Below are 15,323 nucleotides of genomic sequence, written 5' to 3' on the forward strand. Positions count from 1 at the left end.
CCTGCCACAGAGATAGCGCAATATATCGAAGCCTATGTTCGAATTTTTTGAATAAGGCGCGAAAGGCGTCAATGTGGTACTCTATAGCAATCATTAAAAAGAGAGTTTATCAGGGCGTGTACTGCCCTTTAACGCTATGACAGAACAACAAAAATTAACCTTCCCGATGCTCCTGCAACAGCTTGATTCTCTGACGCTGCGCGATAAACAGCGCTTCGCCCGCCGTCTGCACGGCGTGAAGAAGGTTAAAAATCCTGATGCTCAACAGGCCATTTACCAGGAGATGGCGAAAGAGATTGAACAGGCAGCAGGGAAAGTTGTGCTGCGCGAAGCCGCGCGTCCGGCGATTACCTACCCGGAAAACCTGCCCGTCAGTCAGAAAAAACAAGACATCCTCGAGGCCGTGCGCGACCACCAGGTGGTGATTGTCGCGGGCGAAACCGGTTCGGGGAAAACCACCCAGCTGCCGAAAATCTGCATGGAGCTCGGCCGCGGGATCAAAGGGCTGATTGGCCACACCCAGCCGCGTCGTCTGGCGGCGCGTACCGTCGCGAACCGCATTGCCGAAGAGCTGCAGACGGAGCCGGGCGGCTGCATCGGTTATAAGGTGCGATTCAGCGACCACGTTAGCGACAACACGATGGTCAAGCTGATGACCGACGGTATTCTGCTGGCGGAGATCCAGCAGGATCGCCTGCTGATGCAGTACGACACCATCATCATCGATGAAGCGCACGAGCGCAGCCTGAACATCGACTTCCTGCTCGGCTACCTGAAAGAGCTGCTGCCGCGTCGTCCGGATCTGAAAATCATCATCACCTCCGCGACCATCGACCCGGAACGCTTCTCGAAGCATTTCAACAATGCGCCGATTATCGAGGTGTCAGGCCGCACGTATCCCGTGGAGGTGCGCTATCGCCCGATTGTTGAAGAGGCGGATGATACCGAGCGCGACCAGCTGCAGGCCATTTTTGATGCCGTTGACGAGCTGGGCAACGAAAGCGCGGGCGACATTCTGATCTTCATGAGCGGCGAGCGCGAAATCCGCGATACCGCCGACGCGCTCAGCAAGCGCGACCTGCGCCACACAGAAATTCTGCCGCTTTACGCGCGCTTGTCAAACAGCGAGCAGAACCGCGTGTTCCAGCCGCACGGTGGGCGCCGCATCGTTCTGGCGACCAACGTAGCGGAAACCTCGCTAACCGTGCCGGGCATCAAATACGTGATTGATCCGGGCACGGCGCGCATCAGCCGTTACAGCTACCGCACCAAGGTCCAGCGCCTGCCGATTGAGCCGGTCTCTCAGGCATCCGCCAACCAGCGTAAGGGCCGCTGCGGCCGCGTGTCGGAAGGGATCTGTATTCGTCTCTATTCCGAAGACGATTTCCTGTCGCGCCCGGAGTTTACCGACCCGGAAATTCTGCGCACCAACCTGGCGTCCGTTATCCTGCAGATGACCGCGCTGGGGCTGGGCGACATCGCGGCGTTTCCCTTCGTCGAAGCGCCGGACAAACGCAACATTCAGGACGGCGTACGTCTGCTGGAAGAGCTCGGGGCGATTACCACCGACGAGCAGGCGACGGTCTATAAGCTGACGCCGCTGGGCCGCCAGCTCAGCCAGCTGCCGGTCGACCCGCGCCTGGCGCGTATGGTGCTGGAAGCGCAGAAGCACGGCTGCGTGCGCGAGGCTATGATTATTACGTCGGCGCTCTCCATTCAGGATCCGCGCGAGCGTCCGATGGACAAACAGCAGGCGTCTGACGAAAAGCACCGTCGCTTCCACGATAAAGAGTCCGATTTCCTCGCCTTCGTGAACCTGTGGAACTATCTCGGCGAGCAGCAGAAAGCGCTCTCCTCGAATCAGTTCCGCCGCCAGTGCCGCGTGGATTTCCTCAACTACCTGCGCGTGCGCGAGTGGCAGGATATCTACACCCAGCTCCGTCAGGTGGTGAAAGAGCTGGGGATCCCGGTCAACAGCGAACCGGCGGAGTACCGCGAAGTGCATATCGCACTCCTGACCGGCCTGCTGTCCCACATTGGGATGAAGGACGCAGAGAAGCAGGAATATACCGGCGCGCGCAACGCCCGTTTCTCCATCTTCCCGGGTTCCGGCTTATTTAAGAAGCCGCCGAAATGGACCATGGTCGCGGAGCTGGTGGAAACCAGCCGCCTGTGGGGACGCATCGCCGCGCGTATCGATCCGGAGTGGGTTGAGCCGGTGGCGCAGCACCTGCTTAAGCGCTCGTACAGCGAGCCGCACTGGGAGCGCGCGCAGGGCGCGGTGATGGCCACCGAGAAAGTGACGGTTTACGGCCTGCCGGTTGTGGCCGCGCGTAAGGTGAACTATAGCCAGATCGATCCGGCGCTCAGCCGCGAGCTGTTTATCCGCCATGCGCTGGTGGAAGGCGACTGGCAGACGCGTCACGCCTTCTTCCGCGAAAACCTCAAACTGCGCGCCGAAGTGGAAGAGCTTGAGCACAAGTCCCGCCGCCGCGACATTCTGGTGGACGACGAGGCGCTGTTCGAGTTTTACGACCAGCGCATCAGCCACGAAGCCATCTCCGCCCGCCACTTTGACAGCTGGTGGAAGAAGGCCAGCAAAGAGACGCCGGACCTGCTCAACTTCGAAAAGAGCATGCTGATTAAAGAGGGGGCGGAGTCGGTCAGCAAGCTCGACTACCCGAACTTCTGGCATCAGGGCAACCTCAAGCTGCGTTTGACCTATCAGTTTGAGCCGGGGGCAGACGCGGATGGCGTGACCGTTCACATTCCGCTGCCGCTGCTAAACCAGGTGGATGAGAGCGGGTTTGAGTGGCAAATTCCAGGCCTGCGCCGCGAGCTGGTGATTGCGCTGATCAAATCCCTGCCGAAACCGGTGCGCCGTAACTTCGTTCCCGCGCCGAACTATGCGGAAGCCTTTTTAGGCCGCGTCACGCCGCTGGAGCTGCCGCTGCTGGATGCGCTGGAGCGTGAGTTCCGCCGCATGACCGGCACCACGATTGACCGCGACGACTGGAACTGGGATCAGGTGCCCGATCACCTGAAAATCAGCTTCCGCGTGGTGGACGATAAAAACAAAAAGCTGCTGGAAGGGCGTTCCCTGAGCGAGCTGAAAGAAGCCCTGAAAGGCAAAGTCCAGGAGACGCTCTCTGCGGTGGCGGACGACGGCATCGAGCAGAGCGGGCTGCACATCTGGAGCTTTGGTCAGCTTCCGGAAAGCTACGAGCAGAAGCGCGGCAACTATAAGGTCAAAGCCTGGCCAGCGCTGGTGGACGAACGCGACAGCGTGGCGATCAGGCTGTTTGATAACCCGCAGGAACAGCAGCAGATGATGTGGCGCGGGCTGCGTCGCCTGCTGCTGCTGAACATTCCGTCGCCGATCAAGTATCTGCACGAGAAGCTGCCGAACAAGGCCAAGCTGGGGCTGTACTTTAACCCGTACGGCAAGGTGCTGGACCTGATCGATGACTGCATCTCCTGCGGCGTGGACAAACTCATTCACGAGGCGGGCGGCCCGGTCTGGACGGAAGAGGGCTTTGCACAGCTTCATGAAAAGGTGCGCGCGGAGCTGAACGATACCGTGGTAGAGATTGCCAAACAGGTTGAGCAGATCCTCACCGCCGTGTTCAATATCAACAAGCGCCTGAAAGGGCGCGTGGATATGACCATGGCGCTGGGGCTGTCGGACGTGAAGGCGCAGATGGCGGGGCTGGTGTACCGCGGCTTTGTCACCGGCAACGGCTTCAACCGTCTCGGCGATACGCTGCGCTATCTGCAGGCAATTGAAAAACGTCTGGAGAAGATGGCCATCGACCCACACCGCGATCGCGCGCAGATGCTTAAAGTGGAAAGCGTGCAGCAGGCGTGGCAACAGTGGCTCAACAAGCTGCCGCCAGCGCGCCGCGACGATGAAGACGTTCAGGCGATCCGCTGGATGATTGAGGAGCTGCGCGTTAGCTTCTTTGCCCAGCAGCTCGGTACGCCGTATCCGATTTCGGATAAGCGTATCCTGCAGGCGATGGAACAGATTTCTGGTTAAAACCCTTGCTCGGTGGCGCTGCGCTTACCGGGCCTACGGGAGAATATGTAGGCCGGGTAAGGCGTAGCCGCCACCCGGATGGTTATCGTTCTACAATTGCCAGCGTAAACCCATCCCAACCCTTAACCCCTACCGTTTGCAGCGCGGTGGCGGTTAAGCGCGGGTTATCCCCAATCATCTCGATAAACCGACGCACGCCCTGCACGCGCGCGTCGTCGCTTTGCCCGTTAACCACTTCGCCTTCGCGCACCACGTTATCGCCGATGATCAACGTCCCCGGACGGGAGTAGTGCAGCGCCCACTCCAGATAGCCGGGATTGTTTGGCTTATCGGCATCAATAAAGATCAGGTCGAACGGCGGAACGTCACCGAAATTCTCAAGAGAGTTCAGGGCCGGGCCTTCAATCAGTTCAATACGCTCGTTTAGCCCGGCGAGGTGGATATTCTGACGCGCAACGTCGGCATGCGTGGGATCGGCCTCCAGCGTGATCAGCTTTCCGTCCGGCGGCAGCGCGCGCGCCATCCAGATGGAGCTGTAAGCACCCAGCGTGCCGATCTCCAGAACGCGCCGCGCCTGCGTCATGCGCACGAACAGCGCCAGCAGCTGCCCCTGATTGGCCGCAACGTCGTGCTCGGGGAGCCCGGCGCGCTTGTTGTTTTCCAGGACCTGACTCAGCACGTCATCTTCAGGAATAAGCGAAGAAATCATGAAATTATCGACTGCAGACCACTGTTGTTGCATAGATTGACTCCTGAGGGGTAAGCGCCACCGGGCAGGTTTTCAGACACTGGCCCAGCCGCCGCCCAGCGCTTTATACAAATCAATTTGCGCCAGCAGCAGGTTATTTTTCACCTGCACGACGCTGGTCTGGACCGAGAACAGCGTGCGCTGCGCGTCCAGCACGTCCAGGTAGGATGAATAGCCGTTGCGATAGCGATTCTGCGCAATGCGCAGGGTCTCCTGGGCCACATCCTGCTGGGCAAGCAGCTCCGTCAGCTGTTCCTGATATCGAGCAATGGCATCAAGGCTGTTGTTCACTTCGGCAAACGCGTTACGCACGGTTTTCTCGTAGCTGTACAGCGCCTGGTTGCGCTGGGACTGAGAAATATCCACCTGCGCGTTGAGCGCCTGGCGGTTAAGGAGCGGGGCGAGAATACTTCCCCCTGCGCTCCAGAGCTGAAGCGGGTTGTCCAGCAGGCCTGAAAGCGTGCGATCCTGAATCGATCCGGTTGCGGTCAGGTTGATCGACGGCAGCAGGCTGGCGCGCGACGCGGCAAGCGAGGCGTCCGCGGCCACCAGCTGTCGCTCGGCCTGAACGATATCCGGCCGGCGGTTCAGAAGCGTAGAGGGCAGCTGCGACGGCAGCTTCAGCGGCGTCAGCGCCGCAAAGCTTTCGCTGCGCGCCACGTCGCCCGGGTTGCTTCCCAGCAGCAGGCTCAGGGCATTCTCCTGCTGTGCAATCTGGTGCTGGAGCACTGGAACCTGCGCCCGGGTTGAGCGGAGTTCGGAATCCGATTGCATCAGCTCCAGGCGCGAGCTGTAGCCCGTCTCAAACTGACGCTTCGCGAGGTTAAATGCCTCTTCGCGCGATTTCAGCGTGGACTGGGTCACGCGCAGCTGTTCATCAAGCGAAAGCAGGGTGACATACCCGGATGCCACGGACGAGGCGACGGTTAAATCCGCGGCGGCGGCGGCGGCTTTTTGTGCCTCCAGCGAGGCTTCGGCAGCGCGCGAGGTGCTGCGGTTAACGCCCCAGATATCAACGTCATAGCTCGCCGTCAGGCTTCCTCTGTACAGCGTGCCGTAGACCGGCAGCCCGGTCGCGGCGGATTGCGAACGGGCTCGCGTCCCCGTTACGCCCGCGTCGAGCGAGGGGAACAGGCCGCCGTCGGCCGCAAAGACCCGCGCCTGATACTCGTTTATCCGCTCGCGGGCGATCAGGACATCGCTGTTATGCCCGAGCGCCTGGTCCACGTAGCGGTTCAGGTTGTTGTCATGAAAATTGCGCCACCAGAGCTGCTCCGTCGGGCTGGCAGGGCCTGAGACGGTGCGCCACTGCGTGGGGATTTGCAGCGTCGGCTGCGCCGGTTTGACATCGACGGCCTGGCATCCGGCCAGCATGACCGCCATCACCAGCGCGGTTATCGGGCGAAGGGTCATTGCTTCGCCTCCCGCGTATCAATGGTCACCTGCACCGACATGCCCGGACGCAGCAGCGCGGACGCCTCTGGCTTGCCGAGCACTTCAATACGCACCGGAATACGCTGGGCGATTTTGACAAAGTTCCCGGTGGCGTTATCCGGCGTGATGGCGCTGAATTCAACGCCTGTCGCCGGAGAGATGCTCTCCACGCGGCCCTGATACGCTTTGTTATTGAGGGCATCGACGGTGAATTTCACCGGCTGACCGACGCGCAACTCCGCGAGCTGGGTCTCTTTAATATTGGCGATCACCCAGTGCTGCGGCGGCACAAGGGTGGTGAGATGGGTCCCGGCGGTCACATACGCCCCGAGACGAACGGCAATCTGGCCGAGCTGGCCGTCGCGCGGGGCCACAATACGCGTGTTTTGCAGGTCGATCTGCGCCAGCTCCAGCGCCGCTTTGGCGTTTTCTACATCCGCTTCCAGCGCACCGCGGTTCACAATCACCGTCTGCAGATCCTGACGCGACATCTCCAGCGCCGCTTTCGCCTGGTCGATATCCGCGCTGCCCTGGGCTGCGCTCGCCAGCGCCGCGTCGCGCTCGCGAATGGAGAGCGAGCCGTCAGTTGTCAGCTCTTTCACCCGCTTTAAATCCGCCTGAGTTTTCAGGCTCTGGGCGCGGGCATTTTTCAGCGCAGCGTCATTTTTGGCGATGACGGCCTCGGCGCTTTTACGCTGCTGCAGGTTGTTATTCAGGGCGGCAATTTTCATCGCCAGCTGCGCCTCGGCCTGATGCACCCGCTGACGATAGATGCGGTCATCAATCTGCAGCAGCAGGTCGCCTTTTTTGACCTGCGCAAAGTCCTGAACATTCACCTCTGTGATGTAACCGTTGACCTGCGGACTGATAAACGTCGTCTGACCGCGCACGTATGCGTTGTCGGTAAACTGCGCGTGGCGGGTGAACGGCGGGAGCTGCCACGCATAAAGGATCGCCAGTACGCCGACAATACCGATGGCAGCGGCGGTGAAAACGGAAACAATGCGCACATTTTTGCGGGTGTTGGCCTGCTCTTTGGCGGCATCCTGCTGACTCATAAACTCTCCAGAACTATTTCAATTATTTGTTGCCGGTGGCGTTCTTCAGCGCCATACGGGCAGTGATGCGCAGGCGCAGCAAGCGCCATAAAATCCAGACCAGCGTGGCGGCAGCGATACTCGCCGTCAGAAGATAAGTATCGTTATAAGCCAGAATATTCGCCTCCAGCGCGGTGACCGTTTGCAGCTGCGTTATCGCCTGGGTGCCCAGCAGCGCGCTGTCACCAATCAGGCTTTTGTACATCTGGGTATAAAGCTGAATCCGCTCGTTGACCAGCGGATTCAGCGTGGTGAGCTGGTCCGCCAGCAGGCTGGAGTGGTACTTCTCGCGCCAGGTCTGGAAGGTGCCGAGGATAGCGGAGCCCAGCAGGCCGCCGAGGTTCTGGCTCATGCCAAACATCACCGAGAAGCTGACCAGGTTGCGCGGGTCGGCGATCACCCCGCCAATGGCGGCCAGCATGGCGGGCGCCAGGAAGAAGGCGCTGCCGAAGCCCAGCAGGAACTGGCTTAGCATCAGCTGATCCGGCCGGGTCAGGTTATTGGACTGACTGTCGAGCAGCGAGGCAACAATCATCAGCGCCAGCGAGGTGATTATCGGCCACGCCAGCTTCGTCGGCTTGATGGTCAGACAGCTGGTGACGATCCCGCAGACGATACCGGCGAAAATGGACCACGCCAGATGCGTCATCTGTTCGTTCTGTAACCCGACGTACTGCAGCCAGCCGATGACGCCGGTGTTTTGCTCCGCCAGCACGATACGGATCAGCAGCATGATCAGCCCCAGACGAACGATGCTGCCGCTCGACAGCCAGCGGGTGTTCAGCAGCGGGTTGGTGCGGTTATGCTCAAAGACGATGGCAGCCACAATTAGCACCAGCGATAGCGCCAGCGACCAGCCGATCCACGGGGCCTCGAACCACCAGTCAAGACGGCCTAAAGAGAGCACGGCGCAGAGCAGGGCCATCCCGGGGGCCATTAAAAAGAAGGTGATAAAGTCTTTTTTCTCAAAGACCTTGCGCCGGTCGCCCGGCGGCAGCTTTAAGGCTATCACGCAGGCCAGGGAGATCAGCGCCAGCCCCAGTTCGAAGAAATAGAGCCCGCGCCACTCGTCCAGCTGCAGCAGTTCGGTTGAAAAAAGGCGGGCCAGAGGAATGGCGAGCGACGACCCGGTGATACCAATGGTCAGCGCCTTCAGGCGATGCTTCGCAGGCCAGGCCTGGATCTGATAGTAAATCCCCAGCGAGCTGAGCGCGGCGGCCACCATTCCGTGCGCGGCGCGTACCATCAGCGCCGAGCTCAGGTCGTTAACGAACAGGTGGAAAAAGGTGACCAGCACGTACAGCACCAGAAAACCTTCCGTAAAGGCGCGCAGACCATACTGCTGGCGGAACTTAACCAGCAGCAGGTTAATGGAGATGTTGGTCATAACATAGACCGCGGGCAGCCAGGCAATCTCCGTAGACCAGGCGCCGAAGGTGCCCTGAAGGTTTTGTAGATTGGCGGTGACGACCGCGTTGCCCAGCGCGCCCGTCAGGCAGACCAGCAGGCCTACGATGCCGTAGGCAATCCGTTTGGGCGTGCTGTGCTCCGGCGTGGAAGGCGAGCCCAGCAGGGCGGGTTTCTCGTGTGGCTGCCACTCGCGAGGAGCATAAGGATCGCGTTCGGGCAGGCGCATAACGTTGTTTACCTTTGAAAAAATTGAAGAATTAACGGGCACGCGATTCTACGTCTGCCGCAAAACATAATTCAAGTGAATATGATTATCGCATGTTAATCAAATGTTGAGAGGACGCTTGAACAAAAAGAGCGGCCCGGGGAGGGCCGCTGAAAGGTCAGATGTGGTCAGGTTGTGCCTGGACGGCTGGTGTTGGTTTGACCCGGCTGGCGCAGAAAATGGCGATGAGCGAGATTACGACTGTCACCGCCAGATACCAGGCTACCGGCACCCAGTCGCCGTCGTATTTCGCCAGCAGACCGGTGGCGATCAGCGGGGCGGTTCCGCCTGCCAGCGCGGCCCCCAGCTGATACCCGAGGGTGATGCCGGTGTAGCGCACGTTGGCACTGAAAATTTCAGAACAGAGGGTGCCCAGTACCGCCGTTACCGGCGCCCAGAGCACGCCAAACGCGATGACGGTGGCGAGGACAATGCCCCAGGTCGTGCCGGTGTTGAGCAGCATGAACCACGGTACGATAAACAAGCCGAGCACGGCGACGCTGACTGCATACATGCGCTGGCGTCCCACCTTATCGGAGAGCAAACCCATCAGCGGGATCATGATGGTCGCGACCAGCGCACCCAGGGTCACGGCTTCCAGCGCCTGCGATTTCTGGTACGTCAACGTCGTCGTGGCATAGCTCACCACGAAGGTAGAGAAGATATAGAACGGGGCGGTTTCGACGACCTTCAGACCGGCGGCAATCAGCACTTCGCGCCAGTGGTGTTTCAGGGTATCGCGCAGGGGCGCTTTCGCCACCTGGCCTGATTTTTTCACTTTCTGGAAATCCGGCGTTTCGTCGATGTCCTTGCGGATCCACAGCCCGATCAAGACCAGAATTGAGCTGAGCAGGAACGGGATGCGCCACCCCCAGGAGAGAAAATCTTCCTCGCTGAACAGCGTCATCAGCGAGACGATGAAGGTCGCCATCAGCATACCGATGGTCACGCCCGCCTGCGGAATGCTGCCGAAAAAGCCTTTACGTTTTTCGGGCGCGTATTCATACGCCAGCAGCAGTGCGCCACCCCATTCTCCGCCAATGCCCATACCCTGAATGATGCGCATCAGGATCAGCAGGGCGGGTGCCCACATGCCGATCATCTCATAGGTGGGGAGCAGTCCAATCATGACGGTTGCACCGCCCATTAACGACAGCGTCAGCACCAGCGTTTTTTTGCGCCCGATACGGTCCCCGATGTGGGCGAAGAGGACACCGCCAATAGGGCGGATAAAAAAGGTGAGCGAGAACGAAAGATAAGAGAGGATCAGCCCGATAACCGGGTCGACCATCGGGAAAAAAATCTTGTTAAACACCAGCGCGGCGGCGGTGCCATAGAGAAAATAGTCAAACCATTCAATGGAACTGCCGGTAAGGCTGGCAATTAATACCTTTTTGTTTTTGCGTAAAACCGTCGTTGTACTTTCATGTTGTGTCATGACCTGAAGCTCCGCCGCAGAGAGGATGAACGCGGTGTCACCTGGCGCGCTTCAGGTGCAACCCGCAGTAATAAAAAGGTTGTGAAATTGTTAAGCAACTTAGGGTTGGATGGGGCATTTGGCAAGCAAGGAGGGGCCTGAACTGGTCAGATCACGGCGAAATTAGCAGCGGCTGGTGCTTTGGCACGCGGTTTGACTGGCATGATGTTTTGAATGTCGGATAATCAAAAGCATAACATGCAGGTGCAACCCAATTGTTTTTGGATGTTTCTGGTTATTTCAATAAAATGCCAGGAAATGCAGAGTGACAGGCGTTTTGGCTTCAGGAGCGATCCCCTGTTCAGCCGTGACGCGTGCAGTACTCTGAACGTAAATGATGTAAGGAGATAACGATGACGCTGGCACTTTTTCCTTCTCTGCCCGAGTCGACGCTGAATGCCGTCAACACCGTAGGCACGTGGCTTGCGCAGGACGATCGTCATCATCAGACTGTTGATGCCGTGATCCTTGCAGGGAATGCGGTCATCCCTGCAATTGAGGCCGCCTGTCAGATAGCGGCCGAACAGGCCGTCCCGCTGCTGATAAGCGGAGGAATTGGGCACTCCACCCCCTTCCTGTATGCCGCCGTCGCGCAACACCCGCGCTATAACGCGCTGCCTACTACAGGACGGGCCGAGGCGGCGATCCTTGCGGACATCGCGCGGCAGTTCTGGGCGATCCCGGCAGACAAAATATGGATAGAAGATCGGTCAACCAACTGTGGTGAAAATGCGCGTTTCAGTTGGGCGATGCTGAGGCATCACGGGCTGAACGCCGGGCGCGTGCTGGTGGTGCAGGACCCGACCATGCAGCGCCGCACGATGGCAACGTTTGCCCGCGAGTGCCGGGATGAAGCCGTTTCGCCGGAATGGATTAGTCATCCCGGCGTGACGCCTGTGCTGCAAAACAGTGAAGACGGGCTGGCGTTTACCGGCGATAACGAAGGGCTCTGGACGGTAGAACGCTATTTAACGCTGGTGCTGGGGGAGCTGCCGCGGCTGCGTGACGACGCTAACGGTTACGGTCCGGCGGGGCGTGATTTTATTGCGCACGTGACGTTTCCTGAGGAGGTTGACGCGGCATGGCATATCTTACGTCACGACGCCACGTTGACTGATGCCCTCGCGAGCCGCTCATTGCTGTGAGTTCGGGCACAAAAAAATACCGGGCCAGCGTTAGCCGCTGACCCGGTATGAATAAAGCGTGAACGATTACAGATAAACCAGCGTCATGGTGTTCTGACCATCCAGCGCGGTATCGTCGGTAATGGCCAGGGTGGAAGTATCCCAAATCACCAGGTTAGTCACGAAGTTAAAGCTAGCCGTCGTGATGGCCATTGGGGTGGTGGTGCCGGTTTCAGCAAAGGCGACGGTCTGGAATCCATCGCTGCGTGGGATGCCGGTTTTTTTCCATGAGGTCGCGGACCAGTCGTGGTTCTGCGCAATACTGTCAACCGACTTGCCGTCAGCGGTGGTACCCGTCATCCACATGCCGTAGTTACCAATTTTTTTCCCTTCATTCGTCAGGCCAACACCATAAGTGTAATATTTAGCCGTCTGATTCAGGTTGCCGCCAATATCCACTGGCAGCTGTGCATTGCTGTCACCACGGTTATCGGTGACGGTGAAACCGACCTTGGTTGGCATGGTGCAGTTAATGGTCACCGGGATCTGTTTTTGACCAAGTTTATTATTTGAAGTATCAGATAACTCACCGAGGCGAATATAACCGTAATCCACAACGCCACCGTTACCCAGTTCAGCCGTACAGGCCGCGTTGGTTAATGTTCCTTTAACTTGCATTACGGCCGTTTGGACTGCGAAAGCTGATGTGGTGCTAAGTGCGATAGCCGTAGCCAGAATGACTTTTTTCATCCTTGATTTCCTTTGTGTGAATGTGATTTATGTGGGGCGGGTAAATGAACGCCGCGAAAGCATCCATACCCAGCTGGCGCAAATAATATTTATTATTGTGTTTTTCGTATATTTATTAAAATTGAATGTGCTTTGTAGAAAAAATAAAGACGTGATCAAGCGACAAATAAAAGAAGCATCTTTTATTTGTTATGTGAATCTAACTTAGATAAAAGTACCGGTTCAGACGATAGCTGAACCGGTATAAGCAAAGGACGTTATTAGAGATATACCAGCGTCATGGTGGCCTGACCATCGAGAGCGGTATCGTCGGTAACAGCCAGCGTAGACGTATCGCGAATCGTCAGGTTGGTGACAAAGTTAAAGTTAGCCGTCGTGATAGCCATCGGTGTGGTTGTCCCCGTTGCAGCAAAGGCAACGGTCTGAAACGCATCGCTGCGTGGAATACCGGTTTTTTTCCAGATCTCTGAGCTCCAGTCGTGGTTGTTGGCAACAGAATCTACCGCATTGCCATCCGCCATAATGTCTGTCATCCACATGCCGTAGTTACCAATTTTCACGCCTTCGGTCGTGGTGCCCACGCCGTAGGTATAATACTTCGCCGACTGGTTTAAGTTACCACCAATATCCACAGGCAGCTGCGCATTGCTGTCGCCGCGGTTATCAAGAACGGTAAAGCCCACTTTGGTTGGCGCCGTACAGGTAATGGTCACCGGAACCTGTTTCTGACCCAGTTTGTTATTCGAGGTGGCGGATAATTCGCCAAGACGTATATAACCGTAATCGACAACGCCCCCATTACCAATAGAAGGTGAGCAGGCAGAGTTAGTTAACGTTCCGTGTACTTTTAATACAGCGGTAGGCTCTGCGAAAGCTGAAGCGCTGGCCAGTGCAATTAAAGAAGCCAAAATTACTTTTTTCATTGTTGTTCCTTAACAATATAAAGAGGGGTTTTTATCGTGACGGGCGTGATTGCCTGTCTTGTGATTATATTATTGGGATGGCTTATAAAGTTAAAGCAACTATATTTAAAAGTTGATTTTAGAAGTTCTAATGATGATTGGTGGTGAATTCAAAGATTTTGTGAATAATATTATCCGAAAAACAGCGTGAAAAATAAAAAGTCATTTCTGCGTAGTATGTTATGACGGATGGCATCACCATCCGTCATGGCGATTATAGTTTTGCGAATTTATCGAGGGTACGCACCAGCTGCGTCACGAAGCCATACTCGTTGTCGTACCAGGCCACGACCTTCACCAGCTGCAGCTCGCCAGCTTCGCTGACCTCCGTCTGCGTGGCGTCAAACACCGAACCATAGTGCGAGCCGATGACGTCCGACGACACAATCTCTTCATCGGTATAGCCGAAGGATTTATTGCCCTGGGTCGCTTTTTTCAACGCGGCATTGATCTCCTCAACGGTCACTTTCTTGCCCAGAATTGCCACCAGCTCGGTCACCGAACCCGTTTTCACCGGCACGCGCTGGGCGTGGCCTTTCAGTTTGCCGCTGAGTGCCGGGATCACCAGGCCAATGGCTTTTGCGGCGCCCGTGGTGTGGGGAATGATGTTCTCTGCCGCCGCGCGCGAGGCACGAAGATCTTTCCCGCGAGGGCCATCCACCAGCGCCTGCGTACCGGTATAGGCGTGAATAGTGGTCATGGTCCCGACTTTTATTTCAAAGGCGTCGTGCAGGGCTTTTGCCAGCGGGGCGAGGCAGTTAGTGGTGCAGGAGGCGACGGAGATGATGGTGTCACTGGCGTCAATGGTGTCGTCGTTCACGTTAAACACAATGGTTTTCATCTCACCCGCAGGCGCGGAGATCAGCACTTTTTTGGCACCCGCGTCCAGATGCGCTCTGGATTTCTCTTCAGAGGTATAAAAACCGGTGCATTCAACGACGATATCCACGCCTGCGGTTTTCCACGGAATATGTTTGGCCTCTTTTTCGGCGTATACCGCGATCGTTTTGCCATCCACAATCAGCGCGTCTTCGGTGAAATCCACGCTCCACGGGAAGCCACCGTAGTTTGAGTCATGCCTGAGCAGATAGGCCAGCACTTTGGGCGAGGTGAGGTCGTTGATGGCGACGACGGTGTTGCTGTCCTGGGTTTCAAGAAGGCGACGAAGCACAAGGCGTCCGATGCGTCCAAATCCGTTAATGCCAATTTTACTCATGGTGTTCTCCTGTAAACGTGTCGATGCGACAGTTTGAACTCATCCAGGCTTAGACCATGACGGGCAGGGCGGCAATTGAAGATGCTTCATGCGGGGGGAAGTATTTGAAAAACCATACAGAAAAGTTAATGAATTTTTAAGGAAAGGGGATTATGTTGGCGCGATAACTGTTTTTAATCGGGAATTCTCATGCGCACTAAATATACAAGCCTGCAAATCGGCATCCACTGGCTGGTGTTTCTGTTAATCATCGTCGCCTACTGCGCCATGGAGTTCAGAGGTTTCTTCCCGCGCACCGCCCGTCCGGCAATCAATATGATCCACGTCTCCTGCGGTATCAGTATTCTGGTACTGATGGTAACGCGTCTGCTGGTGCGCCTGAAATTCCGCGCGCCGCCGATTCAACCGAAGCCTAAAGCCATGGTAACGGGCATGTCGCATCTGGGGCATCTGGTGGTGTATCTGCTGTTTATTGCGCTGCCGCTGATTGGCATTGTGATGATGTACAACCGTGGCAGCGACTGGTTTGCTTTTGGCCTGGTGATGCCGCATGCGGCGGAATCCAATTTTGACCTGGTGGATACGCTAAAAGAGTGGCACGAAACGCTGGCGAACCTGGGTTATTTTGTGATTGGCCTGCACGCGGCGGCGGCGCTGATGCATCACTACTTCTGGAAAGATAATACCCTCCTGCGCATGATGCCGAAAAAGCGTCAGTAGTCCTCTTGCCCGGCGGCGCTTCGCTTGCACGGGCCTACAAACGGCTCTGAATGGTAGGCCGGGTAAGCGCAGCGCCACCCG

General features: G+C 57.3%; 11 protein-coding genes. 3 read left to right on the forward strand and 8 right to left on the reverse strand.

Going from position 1 to position 15,323, the window contains the following annotated elements:
- The first annotated feature begins 136 nt into the window (after positions 1 to 136).
- Positions 137 to 4,039 (forward strand): ATP-dependent RNA helicase HrpA, encoded by a 3,903-nt coding sequence (hrpA, locus tag ACWHWP_RS11325; RefSeq protein WP_447855592.1) that lies wholly within the window; start codon positions 137 to 139, stop codon positions 4,037 to 4,039.
- Between the two features lie 82 nt (positions 4,040 to 4,121).
- On the opposite strand, the gene ACWHWP_RS11330 is transcribed toward hrpA, so the two are convergent.
- From ACWHWP_RS11330 to ACWHWP_RS11350, 5 genes are all read right to left on the reverse strand, one after another.
- Positions 4,122 to 4,781, reverse strand: a complete 660-nt coding sequence (locus ACWHWP_RS11330; RefSeq protein WP_059311328.1) for an O-methyltransferase — start codon at positions 4,779 to 4,781, stop codon at positions 4,122 to 4,124.
- A 39-nt stretch (positions 4,782 to 4,820) separates the two neighbouring features.
- The gene (locus ACWHWP_RS11335; RefSeq protein WP_447855593.1) at positions 4,821 to 6,200 is read right to left on the reverse strand and encodes an efflux transporter outer membrane subunit; all 1,380 of its coding nucleotides are present in this window, start codon (positions 6,198 to 6,200) and stop codon (positions 4,821 to 4,823) included.
- Entirely contained in the window at positions 6,197 to 7,279 is a 1,083-nt protein-coding gene (locus tag ACWHWP_RS11340; protein WP_447855594.1) for an HlyD family secretion protein, read from the reverse strand. The genes ACWHWP_RS11335 and ACWHWP_RS11340 overlap by 4 nt, the downstream gene beginning before the upstream one ends.
- A 22-nt stretch (positions 7,280 to 7,301) precedes the next feature.
- The gene (locus ACWHWP_RS11345; protein WP_059310175.1) at positions 7,302 to 8,954 is read right to left on the reverse strand and encodes an MFS transporter; all 1,653 of its coding nucleotides are present in this window, start codon (positions 8,952 to 8,954) and stop codon (positions 7,302 to 7,304) included.
- A gap of 157 nt (positions 8,955 to 9,111) precedes the next feature.
- Positions 9,112 to 10,431: an MFS transporter gene (locus ACWHWP_RS11350; RefSeq protein ID WP_059310174.1), complete on the reverse strand. Its 1,320-nt coding sequence runs from the start codon at positions 10,429 to 10,431 to the stop codon at positions 9,112 to 9,114.
- 392 nt (positions 10,432 to 10,823) lie between these two features.
- Here ACWHWP_RS11350 and ACWHWP_RS11355 point away from each other — a divergent pair, with 392 nt between their 5' ends.
- Positions 10,824 to 11,615, forward strand: a complete 792-nt coding sequence (locus ACWHWP_RS11355) for a YdcF family protein (protein ID WP_447855595.1) — start codon at positions 10,824 to 10,826, stop codon at positions 11,613 to 11,615.
- A 66-nt stretch (positions 11,616 to 11,681) separates the two neighbouring features.
- Here ACWHWP_RS11355 and ACWHWP_RS11360 read toward each other — a convergent pair whose 3' ends face one another.
- The 3 genes from ACWHWP_RS11360 to gap all read right to left on the reverse strand — a co-directional run bounded on the left by ACWHWP_RS11360 (position 11,682) and on the right by gap (position 14,522).
- Complete coding sequence (locus tag ACWHWP_RS11360; protein WP_063956262.1) at positions 11,682 to 12,344, reverse strand: DUF1120 domain-containing protein; 663 nt, start codon at positions 12,342 to 12,344, stop codon at positions 11,682 to 11,684.
- A 260-nt stretch (positions 12,345 to 12,604) separates the two neighbouring features.
- Positions 12,605 to 13,267 carry a DUF1120 domain-containing protein gene (locus ACWHWP_RS11365; protein WP_447855596.1) on the reverse strand — a complete coding sequence of 221 codons (663 nt, stop codon included), beginning with the start codon at positions 13,265 to 13,267 and terminating at the stop codon, positions 12,605 to 12,607.
- 253 nt (positions 13,268 to 13,520) lie between these two features.
- A complete protein-coding gene (gene gap, locus ACWHWP_RS11370) occupies positions 13,521 to 14,522 on the reverse strand; it encodes a type I glyceraldehyde-3-phosphate dehydrogenase (protein WP_447855597.1) in 1,002 nt (333 codons plus the stop codon).
- A 189-nt stretch (positions 14,523 to 14,711) separates the two neighbouring features.
- On the opposite strand from gap, the gene cybB reads away from it, so the two are divergent.
- Positions 14,712 to 15,242, forward strand: coding sequence for a cytochrome b561 (gene cybB / locus ACWHWP_RS11375; protein ID WP_429052784.1), 531 nt, complete (start codon positions 14,712 to 14,714; stop codon positions 15,240 to 15,242).
- Positions 15,243 to 15,323 lie beyond the last annotated feature (81 nt).

It is taken from the genome of Enterobacter sp. WI-ESBL-E8 (assembly GCF_053364895.1).